Below are 22,601 nucleotides of genomic sequence, written 5' to 3' on the forward strand. Positions count from 1 at the left end.
GGGGAATCCATGTCATTCGTTATACAACTAATACATCCAAGGAGGGGATATGGAACAAATTAAAATTAGGAAAGCAGACAAGAGTGACGCTGAAACGATACTTCGATTTATCACAGATTTAGCTACCTATGAAAAGGCGGAACATGAGGTAAAAGCTACTCTCCTAGATATTGAGTCCAGCTTATTCTCTCCTCAGTCTACGGCTCATGCAATTATCTGTGAGGTTAAAGGCGAGCCTGTCGGTTTTGCAGTTTACTTCTATAACTATTCTACATGGTTGGGCAAAAACGGTTTGTATCTGGAAGATCTGTATGTTTCCCCGGAATATCGTGGTTTGGGAGCAGGGAAGGTAATTCTCAAATATTTGGCGAAGCTAGCAGTTGAAAATGGTTGTGGTCGTTTTGAATGGTGCGTTCTCGATTGGAATGAGCCAGCAATTAACTTTTATAAGTCTATTGGTGCAAAACCTCAAGATGAATGGGTTAACTATCGACTGTCTGGTAGCGCTCTAATAGAGTTCTCAAAATAGTCGTTGTATAACAGAACGCTCAAAAATGACAGCTAACATTTGGCATTTTTGGTTCGGTTGGGTTTAGTGACTACGGTGGCTTTGCTTGGGTTCGTGGCAGTTAGCTGCACCTTAGCAAGGCTACATGGATTCCCCGGTTGTCAAACATCCGCTAAACTTCAAGTGATGGGTTTTGGACTGCCGCTCTACATTCGGTCTGCTTATCGATGATTCGCATACATCGTGACCCTGATGACTTTTTATCAAATTGAGCCCCATTGCAGATGGAGGCGAGGATAGCAGTGGCGGTTTGAGGACCGATGCCTCTTACTTTCATTATTCTTTGGACGTTTGTGCTGACTTTAGCGAACGCATCGAAAGTGATTTCTGTGTTATCGATATTCTGGCTGAGAGACTTAAGGTGCTCGAATGCATCAGCTAGCGTTGCACGTGCTAAGTTAGGAAGCTCGTTCTCAGGGTTTTCAAGCATGTCAGGTACTAGCCTCATTGACGAAGCGCGACCAACGGGGATGATTAGTCCAAATTCAGAAAGTAGTGCACGGATACGATTCATCAATGCGGTACGTTCACGCACCCAATGCTCTCTCATTCAATGAACCAATAAGATAGCTTGTTGCTCAGGGGATTTGACAGGAACAAAGCGAGCAGTGGGCCTTTGTACGGCTTCGCATATAGCGACCGCATCATTGAGGTCATTTTTTCCTTTGGTTCGATAAGGTGTGACGTACTTGACCGCCATAATACGAGCATCGTGACCGAGTTTTCGTAATGTTCTCGCCCAATAATGTGCACCACCACACGCTTCGACACCTATTCGCATAGGTGGCATATTTGCTATTGTAGTCAGTAGTTTAGAGCGAGTGACTGATTTATGAAGTAAAACTTTGCCGTGCTGGTCAACAGCATGAATGCTGAAGTGGTTTTTAGCTAAATCAATCCAGCAAAAATAAGAATAATCAGACATGGTGCCTCCAGTGCAAATGTATACCACTTAAGTGTGGCAGTTCCTCGGGAGGGGGAATCCATGTCATTCGTTAGCAAACAAAGATTTATCAAATTAGGAGTGTCGTTTGAATACTGATAAATTTAAAAGTTCTTTTCTAGGTTTTCTTGATGAACCAACTGAAAACGTTCTGTTGGTGAAAGGGCAATGGGGGTTGGTAAAACATTTCATATTGAACAATGTTTAGAAGAAAATAAAGAAAAATATAAATACATCAAGGTCTCCCTATTTGGTCTTGACAATATTGAGGACTTAAGTAGAGCTGTATCTGAAAGTCTAATTAATAATTATATATCACCATCTATTAGCAAATTCGGGAAAACGGTTGCATCAGTACCTTTCATATCAAAGTTTATACCGAAAGAGTTACCTTCATTAGATGAAATTTCAATGGAAAATTCATTTACAAAATTTGTTATTTTCTTTGATGATATTGAGAGAATGACTTTAGACCTACAAATGTTTTTTGGATATGTAGACCGATTGAAAAACACATCGCCATTTAAGATGGTTATAGCTCTAAATGATAAGCAACTTAAAGATAAAAAAATATGGGAATTGAAAGAAAAGATAACCGACAGGGAAGTAAGAATTAAAGATACTCTAGATAATATAATTGATAAAATTTTTCAAGAGGATAAAGAACCTTGCGACAACTGTTTTTAGTCAGTTAAAAGTGGTTAATTTACGAGTTATTATAAAAGCTAGCCATGTTATGAATGTTTTTGTTGATAAGGCAGAGGGGTTAACAAATGAAAACTTGCAGAGATTAAAGGTAAGTTGTTTATGTTTATCTTCTAAGTATTACTCCAGTGAGGATTTTGATGATAATCGACTGGATGAATATAGAAGATATGATAAACATTTTTTGCTTAATGGTTTAATTAATTCATACCTAGACTCGCAGATTTTTAACGATGACTTCTTCCAACAAAAAATCAGTTCTATTATAAATTTTCAAATCACTAATGATAATAATGAAAAGTTTGAAGAAATCATGAAGCTTTTTGAAAGCACATTTGAAGATAACTCGGATAAAATTATTTCACTATCTCATGAGTTTATCCTTGGAAGTTCGCTGAATGAAAGTCAATTAACATTTATTGTCAGTATTGCTTGTTAAGTTAGGTGAGAATATACCTAAATCCGCTGTAGAAAGTTGGATAGGCGAAGATAAAAAAAGTGATTTTTTCATCAATGACTTAATTAATATACTGAATGATGGTGAAGTGCGTGATATTGTTATTAATTATCATAATTCACTAGAAAAAGATGAACCTGTAGAAGCTAATGATATAGCTTTAGATGAAACTTGTAGTCTTATTTCAGGGTGCTTATTTCAAGCATTGCATTCTAGATTTGCTTTTGTTGAAGATGACTTAAGTGTATATAGTAAAGATGATTGGATGCAATATATAAAATCCAACAACCCTATAGAAGTATTTCGTAGAATACAAGACGAAATTGTAGAATTTTTGAGTGATGAAAAAGGCTCTGCATTAAAAGAAGCTCTTTCCGATCTAAGTGAGTCACCGATTCAAAAAATGCGACTGATTAATGTTTTTGGCAACAAGATTGAAAGTATTTTGTCTCAATAAAGTTTGCTAACACATATGAGCCTTCTGCCTGTCAATAGGCAATAACATTCTGTTGGCTGCGCGAGCAGCCAATGCTCTTCGAACAACAAAGTTATCTACTTCGCTTTGTCATTTCGGTCATCAAGCATTGCTTACGACAAACACATATTGAGGATCTCTTATTGCGGTCTCGCCGCTGCCTATGATTTGTCATAGGGTCAGACTAGGCGCCCCCCTAACACATATCGGTTAACCTCAGCAGGCGCTATTCAAACAAGGTTAAACAGTTGTTTTCCAGTTATCTTTAGGCTCCGCTGAGGTGTCAGAAATTTGCTGTTTATGTGTGAATTGACGTAATGTTCTTGTCCAATAATGCACACCATCACACGCTTCAACACCTATTCGCATAGGTGGCATATTTGTTATTGTAGTCAGCAGTTTAGATTGAGTGGCTGATGAAATGTTTTTTAGCTAAATCAATCCCGCAGAAATATAAACAATCAGACATGGTGCCCCCGGAGTTAATGTGGACCACTTGAAAGGGGTAGTTCCTCGGGAGGAGGAATCTATGTCATTCGTATAGCTTAGTAACGGTATGATCTCTGTCGAATTATATCTTTGCAGTTTTGTCTAGGAAGACTGTTGCGGTTAGCTTGTCATGTTTACATAGTCAGCGGAGAGCAAATATGTTTAAGTGCCCACATTGCGGAACGTCCTTGACCGTGAGAGACAAACTCAATTTCTTCCCTGATAAACCAATAACTTGTGCACAGTGCGATAATAAGTTGAAACCGTTTAAGATCTGCTACTACGGCACCTTTTTTGCTGCACCGATAGTGATGTCGTTTTTAGTAAATCGATGTGAATTTAATGAGTTAAGTGCAGCAGCGCTAGCATTTGGTGTGTCTTTCTTGCTATTTGCATGTCAACCAATCCGGAAAGCGTAGCGATAACGATGTTTCCCAGGAAGGGTAATCCAGGTTGTACCTTCTGTGCTTTCAAAGGAGGCAAACTTAAAAGGTATGAAAAAATATATTTTTGGTTCGTTGTTTTTGCTCATAGTTGTTTTTAGTGCCTACTTATCGTTTGGTGTTTATAGGAACTCTTTTTTCTCAACAAACATTGAAAATGGTAGCTATAGTGCGTGTCTCAATGATTCCAAAGTAATGAAATACAGTATTGACTTGTGGAATCAAGAGGACGTTTTTAATATTCGGTTTGTTGAATCAGGTAATGCTCATTGTTTTGCGCCAAAATTTCCATCAATAGAGGTATCGTCTTCAAAAGTCACACATTGGCTACACATTGTAGAAACATCGGGAGATGTACAGTTATCTGGCAAACATGCGTCCTTAGGTAACTTTGGTCCGCACTGGGTCTTTGTAGATGTTGGAAGCCAAGAGAAGCGTGATAGCAGTAATCCAATTTATAGTTTGGGTGAGGTCTTTCGAGATAATCCAGGTTGGACTTCGGCTCCCCACATCACTTTAACTTGGAATGGAAAATTGTTTGGACTAGCTGAAATAGGAGGGGTGTTCTATCCAGTTGGCGGGGTGTCTTGGGGTTTTAACTTAAAGAGTTGGTCTTTAATGCCAGAAGCTATTGCCCCTCGATTACTCGAAAAAAGTGCTTGGTTGGAAGTAGTGGAAACGCTTAACAATGAGTATCCTGAGTATGTATTCAGTGTTAAATAAGCTGTGCAAGCTGTCATAGGATCAGATTAGGCGTCCCTTTAGAGTTTGTTGGTAACATCAACAGGCGCGATTCAAAAAAGGTTAAAGAGTTATTTTCCAGTTATCTTCAGGCTCAGCCAAGGTGTAAGCAACTTTGCTGTTCGTTGTTATGGATACGCACCAATGAAGCGGCTAATCAAAGCAAGAGGGTTTGGACATAACTTATGTGATCTGCCTTATCGAGTTAATTCGATCTAATGTAATGTTCTTGCCCAATAATGCGCACCATCACACGCTTCGAGACCTATTCGCATAGGTGGCATATTTGTTATTGTAGTCAGTAGCTTAGAGCGGGTGACTAAAGAAGTGTTTTTAGCTAAATCAATGTTATTCGTTAGTTGTTACATAGCATTCGTACTAAAGGAAAAATTATGGAAATGATGAAAGCTTTAGACATTATCTCAGCGTTATCAGACGGAGTTAATCCTGAAACTGGTGAAGATTTATCGAATGAAAGTTGTTTCAACCAACCACAAGTAATTCGAGCTTTGTGTGTGGCAAAGCAAAATCTTGAAGCATCAATTGCTGCTGATAAGCGCAAATCCGAGTTACCTGAGAATGCTGGTAAACCATGGAAGTCAGACGAAGATGAAATGCTATCTAAAGGGTTTGACTCAGGTTTAAGTATTGATGAACTGTCAAAATGCCATAAAAGAACAAAAGGCTCTATTGCGTCTAGGTTAGTTCGCTTAGGTAAAATTGTCGAGCGTTCAGATGTTTATGTCAAAAAATCAACGGCGTAAAAACACTTAAACCTTCTGCCTGTTAATAGGCAATATCGTTCTGTTGGCTGCGCCCGCAGCCAGCGCCTTTAAATATCGAAGTCCCCGATTTTGTGTTGTTATTTTGCTCATCATATATTGCGAACGACAAACGCATAGTTTGATCTCGTTGTCGCGTGTGGCTACACAGAGAGTAAAAACTGAACACTCAAGGAGCGGATGTTCGAATTACACCCAATAATGCGCACCACCACACGCTTAGAGACCTATTCGCATAGGTGGTATATTTGCTAGTCTAGTCAGCAGGTTAGAGTGATGAATTTATGAAGTAGCACTTGGTCTTGCTGGTCAAGAGTGTCAATACTAAAGTGGTTGTGAGCTAAGCAATCCCGCAGAAATAACCTACATGGAGAGTAAAATGTGGTTTAAAGACGTAGAGTTAGAGTCTGAAAATGTAAAACTTGTGGCTTTAACAATGGAGCACAAGCAAGCATTGGCAGAGGCGGCAACAGACGGCAAACTTTGGGAATTATGGTTCACATCTGTCCCCAATCCTGAAAATGTTTCTAGCTATATCTCGACAGCATTGGAGCAGAAAGCGAAAGGCGTCGCTTTACCTTTTGTTGTTATCGAAAAATCAAGCGGAAAGGTTATCGGCTCTACTCGTTTTTGTAATGCTGACCTTATAAATCAAAGAGTTGAAATTGGTTACACTTGGTATAGTAAAAGTTATCAAAGCACATCATGTAATACAGAGTGTAAGTTGCTGCTTTTAACTCACGCATTTGAAAGCCTCGATGCCATTGCAGTGGAGTTTCGAACCAGTTGGCATAACCATGCTTCAAGATCTGCGATTGCACGTTTAGGGGCAAAGCAAGATGGAGTGCTTAGAAATCACCAGAAAATGCCCAATGGTGGCTATCGAGATACGGTAGTATTCTCCATCATCAATATTGAATGGCCCTCGATTAAACAGAGCCTAGCGTTCAAGCTATCAGTATATAGCTAACAATTGCTTGGGATGACAGCTAACTTTTGGCATTGTCAGTGTTTTTTGCTTGGGGGTAGTTGTCAATCAGATATGCGGGCTTTGGTGAAAGTGCATACCACTTAAGCGTGGCAGTTTCTGTGGAGGAGGGAGATATCTTGTGGATATCAAACTCTAGTCAATAGAGGGAATATGGATAAATATCAGGGAATTATAGAGTTTCTTGCTATGTCGGGAATCTTGCCATTAGCGATCTTGGTTTTTTTGTTCTTAGCCGGTTTTGGCCTGATTTTATTGATCGTTTTTGCTGCGTCAAAAAGCAAAACAGACAGCCAATCAGCGCAGGGGAACAATGACATACAAAGTTTTGAGAAATACTATGATCCTGGGTTGCCAGAACGAGCATGCCAAAATTGCTTAAGTAGCATTAAAAAAGGTAGGGTTGTGTGCGATAAGTGTGGAAAGTTGGATAGTCGCGTAGTCTCAATATAACGTATATCAATAACTCCTATTTCGGTCTCTCTTTTGCCTGTGGTCTGTTATAGCCGCCACAATCAATCCATTGTTAGATTTGTCACCAAAAATAATGTTTATATTCGGTGCGATACTACGTGTTTACACACGTTAGTAAGTTATTATTTACAAGGAAGTATATGCGGTTTATCTATTTTCTCGTGGTAGCAATTATTGCCTCAACAAGCAGTTTTATTGTACATGTAATATCTGCAGAGTGGTGACCAAGCTGGGTTGCATCTCAAATACAGGGCATATCAGTTCAGCCATCATGGAGTGTTCGATATGTGGCATTAATAACATCAATAGAGTACGGTCTTGGGGCAACTTTTATCTACGCCCTAGCAAGAGATAGGCTGATAAAAGCAGGGCGAACAAAAGCAGTCGTCATTTTTTCCATACTATTAATGGCAATTCATGGAGCCTTTATTCGCCAGCCATTAATGGATTATGTAATTGGAAACCCCTTGCATGTCGTCGTTGTTCAGAATGGATTTAAGTGGTTAGTTTGGTTGTTAATGTCACTAATAATTGTGGTGGGTTATGAGTTTACGAGCCAAATAAAGAGAGCTACTTAGCTACCTACATAGCGAGTGTTTTGCGAGATAATTGATGGCTAAGGAATCCAATATCATTTGTTAAGAAGCAGGAGGATGCGTCGATTATGATCAAACAAGTTGGACAGACGGAAATTAAAGAAAAGCATCTTGCTTCGTGCCATTGTGGTTCTGTTGTGTTGGAGCTGTATTTGCCTAATGGCATCGAAAAGCCAAGGCGTTGCGACTGCTCAATCTGCCGAAGAAAAGGCGCGATAGTTGGTTCTGTTCCTCTGGCTCACATTAAAATCTTAAAGGGTCGATCCGTGCTAAAGCTCTACCAGTTTAATACCGGTACGGCTAAACATTATTTTTGCTCAAACTGCGGTATCTATACCCATCATCAGAGACGTTCAGACCCGAGTGAATATGGTTATAATATTGGCTGTCTAGAGGGCGTAAACCCATATGATTTAGGTGCTATTGAAATCATGGATGGTGTCAATCACCCGGCTGATAGATAACATAGGTATCGGATAGTCTGAGTATTATTTTAGTCGCTCCTCAAGAGGGGGGAATTGGTTTATTGGTTATGTGAAAAGCAAATTAGGGAAGTTGCTATGGCAAGACGTTACGACATTATCGGAGCTCCATTCAATCAACTTGGTTTTTTCAATACCACAGAAAATACCGTGGAGGGTTTGCGACGAATGGATGAGCGGACTTGGGTGGGACTTTCTGACTGGATTCATGTGCGTAATAGCCGCTGGAGAAGTGAAATTAGAGATGTTGGGGATGTAATACCAAACAACAAGGTTATTGATTTCATTGCACAGAAGCGAAATGAAGAGGCGTTAGCTGAGTATTCAAATCAATTAAAGTCCAAAGTTTTGCACTCTTACCAATCCGGGCGTTTTCCAATCACTATCGGTGGTGACCATTCGATTTCGGTCGGAACGTTACTTGCAACGTTAGATTTTTATCAAAATCAGCGTAATGAAAGAGTCGCTATTGTTTGGGTAGACGCTCATGCTGATTGCAATAGCAGCTTAGAAAGCAATCTGCATGGCAAGCCCTTAGCTATGTTGACCAATGAATATTGCCACAATGGTTGGTCGGTGCCTGAAGAGTTAGCTCTGTCATCGGAGCAAATATTTTATATTGGTGTTCGAGACTATATGCCAAGCGAATATGAGTTTATTCAAAGGGGTGGGGTCACCAATTACGATATGTCTCATCTTGATACCGTGGGTATGCAGAGTGTTTTGACAGAACTGCTTGATGAAGTTGACAGACGTTTTGACCGAGTATATTTATCGTTTGATTATGATGTTCTTGATGGCAGCATTTTTCGCTCGTGTGCTACGCCAAGTGTTGGTGGAATATCAGCACGTGAAGCTATTCATTTGGTTCATACCATTACCTCCAGCCCCAAGTTTGTTGGTGCTGATTTTGTCGAATATTTACCAGAGTTAGACTCGACGGGCGTATCAAAAGAACTCATGGTTAAGCTAATTGATGCTGTGTGGGGTTTTCGTGGTTAACTCACCGGAATGAATGATCGATGCGACAAAGCCCAACGCTAGGTTGGGCTTTGTTTTATTGATTAGTCAGCGTCAAATTGCTGTTGGGCTAATTTGACCAGAGCTTGACGTTCAGCTTCCGTTTCTGAGATTAATTGAATGTCCGTTTCAAAATCTTCCTCAATCGCTTGAGGAACAAATACAAAGTACTTGTTAACGTTCATAAACAACCTCAATGTATGCTTGTTTCGTATGTATGCAAAGTTATCGAGTCGGCGAGAATACGGAATGTTGTTGATAAAGTCATCATCCGTTAGAAACTTTTTTGCGGCGTAGAAGGTAGGAGGAGAGGGGATGACAGACAAGGCGCAGATAAAAAAGGCCGATATTAACTATCGACCTTTTAAGCTCAATTGAGTTAGCGATTACACATCGTAAGTCGTTGACGCTGTGTTGCCGCCTGTACCTGTCCAGTTTGTATGGAAGAACTCACCACGTGCACGGTCAGTACGCTCATAAGTGTGAGCACCGAAGTAGTCACGCTGAGCTTGCAGTAAGTTAGCTGGTAGACGCGCGGTTGTGTAACCATCTAGGAAAGTTAGCGCAGAAGTCGTACATGGCATTGGGATACCTGCTTCTAGAGACTTCGCTGCAACCTTACGCCAAGCACTTAGGCTATTTTGTAGGATGCCTTTGAAGTAAGCATCAGAGCCTAGGAATGCAAGATCTGGGTTTGCATCATAAGCATCACGAATGTTACCTAGGAATGCAGAGCGAATGATACAGCCACCACGCCACATAAGAGCAACGTTGCCGTAGTTCAGATCCCAGCCGTTTTCGTTTGATGCTTCACGCATTAGCATAAAGCCTTGTGCGTAAGAGATGATTTTTGAAGCAAGTAGTGCTTGGCGAAGTGCATCAACCCACTCTTGCTTATCACCTTCAACTGGCGCAATAGTTTTGCCGAATAGTTGCTCAGCTTCAACACGTTGATCTTTAAGTGCCGATAGGCAACGAGCAAATACTGACTCAGAGATAAGCGTTAGCGGAATACCAAGGTCTAGAGCGTTGATGCCTGTCCATTTACCGGTACCTTTTTGGCCCGCAGTATCAAGGATCTTTTCAACTAGCGCTTCACCATCTTCGTCTTTGTAGCCAAGGATGTCAGCGGTAATTTCTACTAGGTAGCTGTTTAGCTCAGTTTGGTTCCAATCAGCAAACACGGCTTGCATTTCATCCGCCGACATACCTAGGCCATCTTTCATGAACTGGTAAGCTTCTGTGATTAGCTGCATGTCGCCGTATTCGATACCATTGTGTACCATTTTAACGAAGTGACCAGCACCGTCGTTACCAACCCAGTCACAGCAAGGCTCGCCAGCGTCAGTTTTTGCAGAGATCGCTTGGAAGATAGGTTTTACCGCTTCCCATGCTTCAGGAGCACCACCAGGCATGATAGATGGACCAAAGCGAGCGCCTTCTTCACCACCAGATACGCCAGTACCGATAAAGTGGATGCCTTTCTCACGTAGCGCAGCTACACGGCGGTTAGTATCAGGGTAGTTAGTGTTACCACCGTCGATGATAATGTCGCCTTTGTCTAGCAGTGGTGTTAGCGCGTCGATAAACGTATCAACCACGTCACCAGCTCTAACCATCAACATCACTTTACGTGGCGTTTCTAGCTTCTCAACGAGCTCTTCTAGCGAGTATGCGCCAACAATGTTTGTGTCTTTTGCTGGGCCTTCTAAAAAGTCGTCTACTTTCGCAGCTGTACGGTTATGAGCAACCACTTTGAAGCCATGGTCATTCATGTTTAGGATAAGGTTTTGACCCATTACTGCTAGGCCAATTACACCGATATCACCTTTCATTGTATTTCTCCAATTGTGTCGTACGACGCTCGCGTTACGCGATTTTTGCTGCTGCGTCTGAATCTAAGTACCACTCGGTTTCGCCAGTTTTAGACTGGATTTTTGCTGCTGGATAAGGCAGTTCACTCGCCGGAGTAGTATGAATTTCGTTTACGATATCAACTTTGCCTGCGCCAAGCACAAGGTAGCTGATACGTTTGGCGGCTTCTAAAACCTTTGCTGTTTTTGAGACGCGAATTTGACCAGATTCTGGGTGAGAAGCTAACACTGATAGATTCTCATCTTGGTAGTTAGTGACACCCGGGAACAGTGACGCGGTATGACCATCTGCGCCAACACCAAGTAAGATCCAATCAAATACTGGCGTGCCATTTTCGCATGGGATCACGTCAGCCATTTCTTGAGCAAAACGTACAGCTTCCGCTTCAGGTTGCTCTTCACCGCGAATACGGTGAATGTTTTCCGCAGGGATTGCGACTTGGCTAAACAGCAGGGCGTTTGCTTCGCCGTAGTTGCTTTCAGCGTCATCTGGCGCTACGCAACGTTCATCACCCCACCAGAAGTGTAGGTTTTGCCACTGAATAGAGTCTGCGAATGGTTGGCTAGCCAATAGTTTAAATAGCATTTTAGGCGTGCTGCCACCTGATAGAGAAATATGAACAGGGCGGTTAAGCTCACTGTAAGCTTTCATATCGTTTGCTAGGCTTTCAACAACCTGTTCTGCGGTGTCAAAGATCTTATGGTTGATCATAATTCACAGTAATCCGTGTCTGTAAGGTTTTTACAAGGGTAGCGCCAAGCGCGACCATCTCTTTGTAGTAAATCGTCCGATTCTTTTGGTCCCCATGTGCCACATGCGTAGCCAAACAGTGATTGAGGATCTTGTTTGAAATCAAGAATCGGTTGAACGTATTGCCAACAAGCTTCCACTGCATCACTACGGGCAAACAGTGTAGCGTCGCCATTTAATGCATCCAACAACAAGCGCTCATAAGCGGTCAACATTTGTGTCTCTTGCAAATCAGCATAGTGGAAGTTCATTTTTACTTCTTTGGCTTTGAAACCTGCGCCTGGCTGTTTCAGACCAAAGCTCATCTGAATACCCTCATCTGGTTGAATACGGATAATCAGTTTGTTTTCAGGAGCGTCTTGACCAAAAACAGGATGCGGAGTGCTCTTAAAGTGGATAACCACTTCAGTCACACGCGTTGGCAAGCGCTTACCTGTGCGTACGTAAAATGGTACGCCATTCCAGCGCCAGTTATTAATATACGCTTTTAGGCCAACATATGTCTCGGTGCGGGAGTCTTCTGCAACACCGGGTTCTTCACGGTAACCAAGTAGTGACTGACCACGAACATCAGAGGCAGTATATTGACCCAGTACCAAGTTATTACGTAGGTCGTGTTCATCGAGTGGTTTAAGACACTGCAATACTTTAACGACTTCGTCACGCATTGAGTCTGCGTTGATCTGTGCTGGTGGCTCCATCCCAACCATAGCAAGTACTTGCAGTAGGTGGTTTTGGAACATATCGCGCATGGCGCCTGAACCATCGTAGTAACCGCCACGCTCTTCCACGCCAAGGAACTCAGCGCCAGTGATTTCAACGTAATCAATAAAATTGCGGTTCCATAATGGTTCGAACATCGCATTAGAGAAACGGAAAACCAACAGGTTCTGTACAGTTTCTTTGCCTAAATAGTGGTCAATACGATAGATTTGATGTTCTTGGAAGTGCTCATGGATGTCTTTATCCAACTGACGCGCTGATTCAAGATCATAACCAAATGGCTTTTCAATGATAATGCGTTTCCAGCCATCTTCTTCGTTGTTCAGACCATGTGCTGCAAGGCTAGCTGGAATTACGCTGTAAAGGCTTGGTGGCGTTGCTAAGTAGAATAACGTATTACGTTGCTCGAACGCATATTGGTCAGCAAGTTCGTCAAGTCGTGTACTCAGTTTGCTGTAATCAGCAGAGTCTGAGGTATTGATCGCTTGATAGTGCAGGTGATTGATAAATGCATCGAGTGTAGCAGGTTCGGTTTTTTCCATTTCCTGCAGCGAGTGCTTGAGTTTCTCGCGGTATGATTCATCGCTGTATTCGGTGCGGCTCACGCCCAAAATAGCGAAGTTATCAGGAAGCTGTTTGTTCGCATAGAGGTGGTATAAGGCTGGGATCAACTTGCGATATGTCAAGTCGCCCGAAGCACCAAAAATTACGATGCTACTGTTTTCTGGAATTACCATCATCTTTCCCTTAAAACGAGGTAGTAACTGCGTGCCTAAGATGGCTTTCTTATTCAAATTTCTAGGAAAGCAACCCTATCAACGACACCTCAAAATTGATAATCGATGATACCTATATGATTGATAGGTAAAATCGAATCGCATTGAGATTAAGCTCAATACGGCGCTGTATTGTCTACGACAAATTGATTTACATCAACTAGCTACTGCTCAATTGCTCAATATCTAGCTGATTTTTTTGTATGAATTATGTGTAAACAAAAATACACCCATATAATCAATGTCTTAAAACAGCTCCAACCTGTTAAACGTTTGCCTGCAATCTAACCCTCGCACGTCTGCTTGGCTAAAGTATAGGTGGATTTGCCGATCTCTAGACCAATTCTGAAACAATTAATCGTAGGCTAGTGGCTTCGATATGCGGCTCGTCTAGCGTAGACTGTCGGTTGTACGATCAATGGAGTGAAAAATGAAAAAGACAGTTTTGCTGATGGGACTGCTGTGTTCTGCAACCGTGTTTGCGAGTGATGATCTTAAGTCAATGATGAAGCAGATGAAGCTCGACTTTAATCATGCCGCTGAAGCTACCAGCGTTGAGGAGATGCAAACTGCAGTAAACAAGTTTGCTCAGTTAGTGCATCAAGCGCAGCAGGGCGATTATCCGCAAGAAAAACAGGCACTCTACTTCGAAGGGTTTGAAAAGCTTTCGCTATCAATTGAGGCAATCAATCATGACTTGCAACAAGGTGACTTAGAGGCGGCAAAGCAAGAACTTAGAACGATAGATGCACTACGCGAAGAGTATCACGACAAAAGAAACCCAAGTATTTGGCGTAAGCTGTTTGGTTAGTTTGAGTACTATGATAAAGATTTAGCAATAGATGTTTGATTTTTCGCACTAATAAGATGAGTATCTCCAGTATTTAATAGCTTTACGGATTCAATGATGAATCATCAAGAACAAGTATTCGATAACCACAGTTTTGCTGGGCAAGACTTAAGCTACCACAAGTTCTCAAAGTGTAAGTTCTACGATTGCGATTTTAGTCGCGCAGAGATGGTAGAAACCTCTTTTGACCAATGTGTGTTTATCGAGCAAGGAGAGGTAGAAGGGTGCACATTTCGCTATGCCAATCTAAGAGAGGCAAGTTTTAAAAATTGCCAGCTTGCTATGAGCCAGTTTAACGGCGCAGATTGCTACGGTATCGAGTTTCGTCAATGTGATCTCAAAGGTACCGACTTCTCTCAGGCTCGTTTTGCCAATCAAATTAGCCACAATGTTTACTTTTGTTCAGCGTATATCACCGGGTGTAATCTCTCCTACGCCAACTTTGAACGAGCGATTTTGGAAAAATGTGAGCTGTTTGAAAACCGTTGGATTGAAACCAACTTGCAGGGAGCTTCGTTGCAAGGTTCTGACCTCAGCAACGGTGAGTTTTCCAGTGATTTATGGGGAGATTTTATTGTACGTCACTGTGATTTAACGGACTGTGATTTGCAAGGTCTTAACCCAAAACTTGTCGACCTGACTGGGGTAAAAATTGCGGCTTGGCAGCAAACTCAACTGCTTGAACCGTTGGGGATTATCGTAACTTAATCAATTAATCACCAATTGCGGGTTGTACAAGCTAAACATTTTCGTGACGTATATCCGAGAAGGCGCTGTATCTATCCGAACCATAAGTAGAGTGTATGTTAGCATGCGTCGATTATTAGATTTTTGTCTATTAATCAAATAGCTCTACTGTTTAACCCTATTAAGGATAGATAATGAAAAGCCTCTTATTTTTTGACTCAATGCTAACCCCTAAGATCGTCACCTTCATTTATTGGTTACTTCTTTTAGTTGCGATCGTTAGTGGTTTAGCCACCATGTTTACTGGTTATGGTTCAGGTGCAATATTCCTTGGTTTGTTGCAACTCGTCGGTGGTGCTATCGGCGCACGAATTTGGTGTGAGTTAATGATCGTCATTTTCAAAATTAACGGCAACTTGCAGAAATTGGTTGACGCTAAGCAGGGCGAATAATGGCTACGCTGTAGAAGCGTAAAACGGCTTCTACAGCACTTCCCTTGGTTAATTAAATAGCGCTAGATATTCCTCATAGCCTTCTTTTTTTAGATCTTCCTTAGCGATAAAGCGCATTGCCGCTGAGTTCATGCAGTAGCGCAACCCAGTTGGTTTTGGGCCATCTTTAAACACGTGCCCTAAGTGAGAGTCAGCAAATCGGCTACGAACTTCCGTGCGCGGGTAGAGTAGTTTATAGTCTGTTTGGGTGACAATAAACGCATCGTTGATTGGTTTGGTAAAGCTGGGCCAGCCTGTGCCTGAACGGTACTTGTCGGTCGATGAGAATAGCGGCTCTCCAGACACAATATCAACATAAATGCCTTCTGCTTTGTTATCCCAATACTCATTGTTAAATGCGCGTTCCGTACCATCCTCTTGCGTCACGTAGTATTGAAGCTCAGTTAAACGGTCACGAATCTCTGCATCACTTGGTTTAGAGTAGGATCTACTCTGAGTGACTCCTTTACTCTCATCGATCATTTGGCGCAGTGTGACTGGGTTTGTATTGCGTTGCTCGCCAAAAATTTCATCAAGGTAGGCGTCGCGTCCAGAAGAATAACGGTAGTACTTGTATCGCACTGAATTTCGTTTGTAGTAGTCTTGATGATAATCCTCGGCAATCCAAAACTCTTTAAATGGGCGCAGCTCCGTTTTTAACGGTTTTTTAAATACACCGAGTGCATCAATTTCTTGCATAAAATTCTGCGCAATCTCTTGCTGTTGGTCAGAATGGTAGAAGATAGCAGGGCGATACTGAGGACCGCGATCCACAAAAGAACCCTGATCATCGGTTGGGTCAATGTGGCGGAAGAACTGGTCCAGCACTTGCTCGTAGCTCACTTGTTCTGGGTCAAACGTGACTTGGATAACTTCAATATGCTGAGTTTTTCCTGAGGCAACTTGTTTGTATTGCGGGTTTTCAAGCGTGCCACCTGAATAGCCTGAAACCACGTCAATCACACCGGGCAGTTTCTCTAAATCAGATTCGGTACACCAAAAACACCCTCCAGCCAGCGTCGCGAATTCGGTTTTACCGCCGGTTTTTGAGTTGTTCATTTTGCTGTCAGCACGCCCTAAAAATGAAGCTGCGATCAGCACTAGAGCGAGTAGGGGGAGTATCAACGATAGTTTCAGTTTCATACTAACCTCTGTCATGTCATTCTATCTATTACAAATAGAACGGCAGGCGGCAGGAAAAATTCCCACTGTTTCAAATTTAATCTTAGATACGAGTTTGAATACAGAAGAGAGTAATCAAGTAAAAGGCTGAGGCAGATCCAGTCTCGATAAGCTGCAAGCTAGATTCAACTTTGATAAACAAAGAGGCTGAGTGATAATCCCACCTTGCCCAAATTAGATAGAGCTAACACCGATATGAAGTCGCCATTATATTCAAATTTTGCTAATCAGTACGATAAGGTTATTCAAAGCAACATATATAATGCCTACCTAGAACGTCCAAGTTTACAAGCGTTGCTACCAAAACTCGATGGGCTGAATGTGCTCGATTTGGGGTGCGGCTCTGGCGTCTATTTACAGTACTTGCTTAAGCAAGGGATTAATCAAGCAACTTGTATCGATTACTCTTTGGACATGGTTAATATAGTCCAGTCGAAGCTGGAGCAGTGGGAAACCAAAGTACAAGTAAATGCTTATGTTCAAGATCTTAACAGTGGGCTTCCATCCGAGTCAGATAGCTGCTTTGATTTGGTGATATCTCCACTGATGATCCATTATCTAGAAGACCTCAACCCGCTATTTAGAGATGTAGAGCGAGTACTGAAACCGGGGGGATACTTTGTATTCTCTACTCATCATCCTTTTGCGGACTTTGAATGTTCGATGTCCGGTGACTATTTTGCGCGAGAACGAATACAAGAGGAGTGGAATACGATCGGTGAACCAGTAGAAGTGACATTCTATCGCCGTTCGTTGAGTGAAATTACGGCTGCAATTTCCCAGAATGGTATGGTTATCACGGAGCTTTCAGAAGGTAAGGTTTCAGCAGAGGTAGAGCAAATAGATCCAGAGCGTTTTGAGCATCTAACCAAGAATCCAAACTTTATCTTTATTAAATGCCAGAAAATCAGCGAGTGAAAGGTCTAAGCCAAGCGATGCACTTGGCTTAAACCCAGATAAGTGGCGTTAACTTAAACCGATGATATTTCCATCATCGTCTAAATCTAAGTTCATAAACGCTGGTTTTTCGGGTAAACCAGGCATGGTCATCACATTGCCGCATAAGGCGTAAATAAAGCCGGCACCAGCACACAGCTTAAGCTCACGAATCGGAACGTTAAACTGACTTGGTGCACCTTTGAGGCTTCCCTCGGTTGAAATCGAAAGCGGGGTTTTCGCGAGGCAAACGGCAAGGTTATCGAAGCCTTGTTTTTGGTACTCTTCAAGTTGATTTCTTGCTTGATAGCTCAGCGTGACGCTTGAAGCGCCGTAGCCTACTTCTGCAACCGCCATCAGTTTTTCTTCGGTGGTCTGAGAGAAGGTGTAAAGCGGTGTGAACTGACTCTCGTGCTCACACTGTTTAATTACCTTACTTGCGAGTTCTAGTGTGCCTTCTCCACCTTTAGAAAAGCCCTCGCTTAGCGCCACTTCGACGTTATTTGGCAACGCTTCTACCATCGCCTTTAGTTGGGCTAACTCTTTTTCACTATCTTGTGGGAAGCGATTAATCGCAACAACGGCAGGCACGCCATACTTTGCGACATTTTCTATGTGCCATTTTAAGTTGGCAAAACCGGCTTCAAGCGCTTTTTCATCATCTTCGAAAAGTGAATCAGGGATCGCTTGGCCCGGTTTAAGATCATACAAGCCTGAATTGGCTTTTAGGCCGCGTAGTGTCGCAACAATCACCGCACAATCTGGCGCTTTTCCAGACACTTGCGCTTTGATATTACAGGCTTTTTCAAAGCCCATATCTGAGCCAAACCCACCTTCGGTTACGGTGTAGTCAGCAAGATGAGTGGCGATGTTATCGGCAATGATTGAAGAGTTACCGTGGGCGATATTGGCAAATGGACCTGCGTGGATCAGGGTAGGAACCCCTTCGAGGGTTTGCATTAGGGTTGGTTCGATGGCATCACGCATGCTAACCGCCATTGCGCCTGCGACTTGAAGATCTTCGGCTGTGATTGGTTCACCTTCCATTGAGTAGGCGACGACCACTCGGCCGATACGTTGGCGCAGGTCTTTAAGGTCTGATGATAGCGCGAGTATCGCCATTAATTCAGAAGCCGCGGAAATGTCGAAACCATCTTGACGTTCAAAACCGTTAATTGTTTTGCCTAAGTCGTTCTGACCAACGGTAACCATACGTAATGCTCGGTCGTTATGGTCCATGACGCGTTTCCACACTACGCGCTTTGGATCAATTTTGAGTGCTTTTAAGCCGCTGCGTGCGGTAAAGTCTTCGTAGCCATTGCGTTGCTCGTGGTAAATGCGTGCGTCGATTGCTGCTGCTGCCAAATTGTGTGCTGCGGTGACGGCATGAATATCACCAGTGAGGTGTAAGTTTAGCTCTTCCATTGGTGCGACTTGTGAGTAGCCTCCACCAGCGGCTCCACCTTTTACGCCGAATACTGGACCCATAGACGGTTGGCGGATACAAGCCATGACAGAATGGCTAAGTTGCGCGATTCCCTGAGCAAGCCCGACGGTGGTGACTGTTTTTCCTTCGCCAAGTGGCGTGGGTGTAATCGCTGTGACCACAACTAATTTTCCACTCGCTTTTTTACTTAGACGTTTTAGGCAATTGAGTGAAACCTTAGCTTTGTGTTTTCCTTGACTGTGAAACTCTTCAGGCAATAAGCCTGCACGAAGTGCGATGTCATGAATTGATGACAATGATGTAGTACGGCAAATATCAATATCCGACAGCATAAAACCCTCAATTATGCAAAAAAAATGGACAAGCAAACGTTTGCGCAAGAATAATAGCGTCAAAAAGTGCTTTGTAAAGGATTAGTTTGTAGCACATTGTCCAAAAGGGAAGGTTACTATGCTCGCGAATGGCATTTTATACAAGTCAAAAACGCCTTTGGAGTGGAATTAAAAAGGACCTGCCCGAAGGCAGGCCAAATCCCTGTGGAGCACAAAAAGGGGGAGTTTTTTTGTTGTGGGATAAACGATAACAATACCCGTTCCAATAGAAGCTGTGGCGGTGTTGACTGGCACTCTCAAACCTCATCACAAAGTACATCTCTGCTCTGAGGTTTTGTTCCTTTGGCGCCTACCTGCATCTCCAAGTTGTTTGGGTATAAATGGAATAACAACAACATGAGCAACTAAGCGGCAATTTCTCGCTCAGTTTTCAAATGTGTTTGGTTGTCTTGTAGCTTCAACAAACGACAAACGTTAACGTCACCACTGCCTTCTAACGACTCAAGTTGGGTGATCAGCAGCGAGCTGACTTTCGCCAAATGAGTATGGTTTTGTAAACATTGGGCAACCGAATTTGGTAGCTCGTTCGAGTTTACTTGGCTTGAGCTAAAGTAAACGGGCGTAACACCTCGCAGTAGCGCCAGTTTTGCCAGCAAGCGAGGCTGGTCGCTTAGCGCCCAAATCTGCGCTTTGCTTTGACAACGAGACATCAGTCTTGGTGTTTCGCCGTGTTGGGTTAAAATGGCCACGCCAAGGTCTTTGTGTACTTTGGATGCAGAAATCATAGAAGAGAGCGCAAAGCTTTTGCCCGGCTCAGAACATAAGTGTTGCAGTTCATCCCAGCAGTTATGCTTACACTCTAAGTCCGCTTCCGCGCCCTGAGCAATACGCACCATCGCTTGAACGGATTCAAGTGGGTAGGCTCCTGCTGCCGACTCCGCAGACAGCATTACGGCATCGGTACCGTCAATGATTGCGTTGGCAACATCTAATACTTCAGCGCGAGTGGGTAGAGGGTTATCAATCATCGACTCCATCATTTGGGTCGCAGTAATCACGGGTTTTCCATGGAATTGTGCACGTTCGATCAGTTTCTTCTGTGCGAATGCCAAGCGAGCATCACCGATTTCAACGCCTAAGTCGCCTCGCGCCACCATGATCGCATCAGAGGCTTGAATCACCTCGTCCATGGCTAGTTCGCTTGCCACCACTTCCGCTCGTTCGACTTTGGCGATGATGTGTGCGTCGCTGCCTGCTTGCTGAACCAATTGTCTTGCATAAGCAATATCGCGGCTATTGCGAGGGAACGAGACTGCAACAAAGTCCGCTTGGATTTTTGCAGCAGTTAAGATATCCGCTTTGTCTTTTTCGGTTAGCGCTGGCGCTGATAAACCGCCGCCTAGAAGGTTGATTCCTTTGCGGTCAGATAGTTTGCCATTGTTGAGCGCTTTAGTTTTTACCCAACGTTGCTCTCTTGCTACCTCAATTACGCGTAATTGCACGCGACCGTCATCGAGTAGTAGTACATCGTCTACTTTGAGATCATCGATAAGCTCAGGGTAATCAAGTCCTACTCTTTGTAGGTAACCATCGTGATCGCCCAGCAAACCATCAAGATAGAACACATCACCTTTTGTGAGATGAATAGGGCCATGTTTGAAGCAAGCAATACGGATTTTTGGGCCTTGTAGGTCAGCTAAAATAGCCACGTTCTTGTTCAAGTCGCGAGCAATCGAGCGTACCAATGCGGCGCGTTCCGCGTGTTCGTTGGCAGTGCCATGAGAGAAGTTTAAGCGAACGACATTGACACCAGCTCGAATCATTTCAGTGAGCATTTCAGGTGAAGACGAAGCTGGACCAAGTGTGGCGACAATTTTAGTTTTACACATAGTTGTACCTATAACGACAAAAAGGAAGGAAAGAGTGAATCGTTATTTAGAGTAGGGCTTATAAGGGTTAACACCCTTATAAGCCGCTGTGGATTAATGGCTAGGTTTTACTTCTAGCGTGTCATTTTGCTCAGGCTCGATGTCTACCACTTTCTTCGCATTCCATACCGTTAGGGCTAGGAGTAGCGACACAACACTTGCAGCCAACCAGAAGTACTGTGCGTTACCAAAGTCGTAGTGTTTGATACCGTCAACTTCGGTGATCGTGATCAGAGACGCAGACACAACTTCTTGAGCAGATGCTGCAATGTAAGAGAACAGACCGATAAATCCTTTTACTGCGCCAACTGCGTTTTTCGGCATCAAGTCACAAGCAGTTAGACCGGCTAGGAATACAACTAGACCACCAATTGCGAAACCGATTAGGCCAAGAGCGACAGCGTCAACTACACGGTTATCTGGACCAAAGAACATCAAACACATACCTGCAATGTTTGCGATACCATAAAGCAGAGTAGGGATGTGACGGTTTGCATTAAATAGCTTGTCTGAAATCACGCCTGAAAGCATTGCCCCTGCAAGACCCGCAATTGGGTACGTTGACATTGCAAAACCAGCATCAATCAGTGAGTAGCCTTTTTGCTCTTGCAGGTAAAGAACAGCCCAAGATGACATCGCATAGCGTGATACATACATTGCCGCACATGCTGCTGCAATTAGCCAAACAACAGGTTGCTTAAGAACGAACATCTGTGCGCGACGAGTTTCTTTAGGGTCGTTAGACTTCTTAATTTCTGGCTCTTCGTCGAATGCGGTTGCTGCATCAGGTAGACCGTATGTTTGTGGGCGATCTTTCAGTACGAAGAACATACACAGAGCGGCTGCGATAGCGGCAATACCAGCGCCAATAAAGCCTGCGCGCCAACCTAAGTAGCTTACTAGTGTCGCGGTTAGGATCCATGTAATACCTTCACCGATGTTACGTGAGCCACCCCAAATAGAGTAACGGGTACCACGTTGTTTTGGTGAGAACCATTGGAACAGTGAAACACATGACGGTGCAGAACCTACAGATTGGAACCAACCGTTAAGACCCCACAATAGGACAAAGAATAATCCTGCTGTGTTTAGACCCATTGCTATGGCTGTTACGCCCGATAGCATTAGCGAGAACGACATAAAGCGGCCGATATTGGCATAGTCAGAAAGGAAGCCGTTGGAGAATTTACCTATTGCATAAGTAAAGAAGAACGCCGAACCCATTAAGCCCAGTTCTTCAATTGTAACGATACCAGCATCAAGCATTGGCTTTTTCACGACACCTAAGCTCATACGTACTACGTAGAAAACGGCATAACCAAATACTAGACCCAAAAAGACTTGCCATTGATAGCGCTTATAGCGCGCTTGCATCGCCTGTTTGTTGTTGTCGGACAGTGGTAAGTCCGGACGGGTTTTAAAGAAATTAAACATTTTTGCTCTCCATGTTCGAGACGAAAT

Annotated in this window: 22 protein-coding genes and 1 pseudogene; 14 read left to right on the plus strand and 9 right to left on the minus strand. The window is 43.1% G+C overall.

Annotation, left to right across the window (positions count from 1 at the left end):
- Positions 1–49: 49 nt before the first annotated feature.
- Positions 50–529 carry a GNAT family N-acetyltransferase gene (locus GZK95_RS17350; protein WP_075714201.1) on the plus strand — a complete coding sequence of 160 codons (480 nt, stop codon included), beginning with the start codon at positions 50–52 and terminating at the stop codon, positions 527–529.
- A gap of 196 nt (positions 530–725) precedes the next feature.
- On the opposite strand, the pseudogene GZK95_RS17355 reads toward GZK95_RS17350, so the two are convergent.
- A pseudogene (locus GZK95_RS17355) lies at positions 726–1,493 on the minus strand (IS110 family RNA-guided transposase); the annotation flags it as partial.
- A 186-nt stretch (positions 1,494–1,679) separates the two neighbouring features.
- On the opposite strand from GZK95_RS17355, the gene GZK95_RS17360 reads away from it, so the two are divergent.
- The 9 genes from GZK95_RS17360 to GZK95_RS17405 all read left to right on the plus strand — a co-directional run bounded on the left by GZK95_RS17360 (position 1,680) and on the right by GZK95_RS17405 (position 9,145).
- Positions 1,680–2,198, plus strand: coding sequence for a hypothetical protein (locus GZK95_RS17360; protein ID WP_161987221.1), 519 nt, complete (start codon positions 1,680–1,682; stop codon positions 2,196–2,198).
- A gap of 49 nt (positions 2,199–2,247) precedes the next feature.
- Positions 2,248–2,655 (plus strand): hypothetical protein, encoded by a 408-nt coding sequence (locus GZK95_RS17365; protein WP_161987222.1) that lies wholly within the window; start codon positions 2,248–2,250, stop codon positions 2,653–2,655.
- Positions 2,636–3,130, plus strand: coding sequence for a hypothetical protein (locus GZK95_RS17370; RefSeq protein WP_161987223.1), 495 nt, complete (start codon positions 2,636–2,638; stop codon positions 3,128–3,130). Before GZK95_RS17365 ends, GZK95_RS17370 begins: the two co-directional genes overlap by 20 nt.
- A gap of 1,001 nt (positions 3,131–4,131) precedes the next feature.
- A complete protein-coding gene (locus GZK95_RS17380) occupies positions 4,132–4,803 on the plus strand; it encodes a hypothetical protein (protein WP_075713278.1) in 672 nt (223 codons plus the stop codon).
- A gap of 410 nt (positions 4,804–5,213) precedes the next feature.
- Positions 5,214–5,585, plus strand: coding sequence for a hypothetical protein (locus GZK95_RS17385; protein WP_075713276.1), 372 nt, complete (start codon positions 5,214–5,216; stop codon positions 5,583–5,585).
- A gap of 397 nt (positions 5,586–5,982) precedes the next feature.
- On the plus strand, positions 5,983–6,573 hold the full coding sequence (locus tag GZK95_RS17390) for a GNAT family N-acetyltransferase (protein WP_075713274.1): 591 nt from the start codon (positions 5,983–5,985) through the stop codon (positions 6,571–6,573).
- Between the two features lie 171 nt (positions 6,574–6,744).
- Entirely contained in the window at positions 6,745–7,044 is a 300-nt protein-coding gene (locus GZK95_RS17395) for a hypothetical protein (RefSeq protein WP_075713272.1), read from the plus strand.
- 685 nt (positions 7,045–7,729) lie between these two features.
- A complete protein-coding gene (locus GZK95_RS17400) occupies positions 7,730–8,125 on the plus strand; it encodes a GFA family protein (RefSeq protein ID WP_075713270.1) in 396 nt (131 codons plus the stop codon).
- 96 nt (positions 8,126–8,221) lie between these two features.
- On the plus strand, positions 8,222–9,145 hold the full coding sequence (locus GZK95_RS17405) for an arginase family protein (protein WP_075713268.1): 924 nt from the start codon (positions 8,222–8,224) through the stop codon (positions 9,143–9,145).
- Positions 9,146–9,207: 62 nt separating this feature from the next.
- Here the strand turns inward: GZK95_RS17405 and GZK95_RS22135 are convergent, their stop codons facing one another.
- From GZK95_RS22135 to zwf, 4 genes are all read right to left on the minus strand, one after another.
- The gene (locus GZK95_RS22135; RefSeq protein WP_167369913.1) at positions 9,208–9,348 is read right to left on the minus strand and encodes a hypothetical protein; all 141 of its coding nucleotides are present in this window, start codon (positions 9,346–9,348) and stop codon (positions 9,208–9,210) included.
- A 201-nt stretch (positions 9,349–9,549) separates the two neighbouring features.
- Complete coding sequence (gene gnd / locus GZK95_RS17410; RefSeq protein WP_075713266.1) at positions 9,550–10,998, minus strand: decarboxylating NADP(+)-dependent phosphogluconate dehydrogenase; 1,449 nt, start codon at positions 10,996–10,998, stop codon at positions 9,550–9,552.
- Between the two features lie 34 nt (positions 10,999–11,032).
- Positions 11,033–11,749 carry a 6-phosphogluconolactonase gene (gene pgl, locus GZK95_RS17415; RefSeq protein WP_075713264.1) on the minus strand — a complete coding sequence of 239 codons (717 nt, stop codon included), beginning with the start codon at positions 11,747–11,749 and terminating at the stop codon, positions 11,033–11,035.
- Positions 11,746–13,248, minus strand: coding sequence for a glucose-6-phosphate dehydrogenase (gene zwf / locus GZK95_RS17420; RefSeq protein WP_075706602.1), 1,503 nt, complete (start codon positions 13,246–13,248; stop codon positions 11,746–11,748). The genes pgl and zwf overlap by 4 nt, the downstream gene beginning before the upstream one ends.
- Positions 13,249–13,717: 469 nt before the next feature.
- On the opposite strand from zwf, the gene GZK95_RS17425 reads away from it, so the two are divergent.
- From GZK95_RS17425 to GZK95_RS17435, 3 genes are all read left to right on the plus strand, one after another.
- Complete coding sequence (locus GZK95_RS17425; protein WP_075714008.1) at positions 13,718–14,098, plus strand: cytochrome b562; 381 nt, start codon at positions 13,718–13,720, stop codon at positions 14,096–14,098.
- A 96-nt stretch (positions 14,099–14,194) separates the two neighbouring features.
- Positions 14,195–14,845: a Qnr family pentapeptide repeat protein gene (locus GZK95_RS17430; RefSeq protein ID WP_075714006.1), complete on the plus strand. Its 651-nt coding sequence runs from the start codon at positions 14,195–14,197 to the stop codon at positions 14,843–14,845.
- A 173-nt stretch (positions 14,846–15,018) separates the two neighbouring features.
- A complete protein-coding gene (locus GZK95_RS17435) occupies positions 15,019–15,276 on the plus strand; it encodes a DUF4282 domain-containing protein (protein ID WP_075706600.1) in 258 nt (85 codons plus the stop codon).
- 48 nt (positions 15,277–15,324) lie between these two features.
- Here the strand turns inward: GZK95_RS17435 and msrB are convergent, their stop codons facing one another.
- The gene (gene msrB / locus GZK95_RS17440; protein ID WP_075714004.1) at positions 15,325–16,458 is read right to left on the minus strand and encodes a peptide-methionine (R)-S-oxide reductase MsrB; all 1,134 of its coding nucleotides are present in this window, start codon (positions 16,456–16,458) and stop codon (positions 15,325–15,327) included.
- 234 nt (positions 16,459–16,692) lie between these two features.
- Here msrB and GZK95_RS17445 point away from each other — a divergent pair, with 234 nt between their 5' ends.
- On the plus strand, positions 16,693–17,415 hold the full coding sequence (locus GZK95_RS17445; protein WP_075714002.1) for a class I SAM-dependent methyltransferase: 723 nt from the start codon (positions 16,693–16,695) through the stop codon (positions 17,413–17,415).
- Between the two features lie 48 nt (positions 17,416–17,463).
- Here the strand turns inward: GZK95_RS17445 and GZK95_RS17450 are convergent, their stop codons facing one another.
- From GZK95_RS17450 to GZK95_RS17460, 3 genes are all read right to left on the minus strand, one after another.
- A complete protein-coding gene (locus GZK95_RS17450) occupies positions 17,464–19,212 on the minus strand; it encodes a formate--tetrahydrofolate ligase (protein ID WP_075706597.1) in 1,749 nt (582 codons plus the stop codon).
- Between the two features lie 404 nt (positions 19,213–19,616).
- Entirely contained in the window at positions 19,617–21,101 is a 1,485-nt protein-coding gene (pyk, locus tag GZK95_RS17455) for a pyruvate kinase (protein ID WP_075714788.1), read from the minus strand.
- A 93-nt stretch (positions 21,102–21,194) separates the two neighbouring features.
- Entirely contained in the window at positions 21,195–22,574 is a 1,380-nt protein-coding gene (locus GZK95_RS17460; RefSeq protein WP_075714786.1) for an MFS transporter, read from the minus strand.
- Between the last annotated feature and the right edge of the window lie 27 nt (positions 22,575–22,601).

It is taken from the genome of Vibrio panuliri, assembly GCF_009938205.1.
GTDB classification, from domain to species: Bacteria; Pseudomonadota; Gammaproteobacteria; order Enterobacterales; family Vibrionaceae; genus Vibrio; species Vibrio panuliri.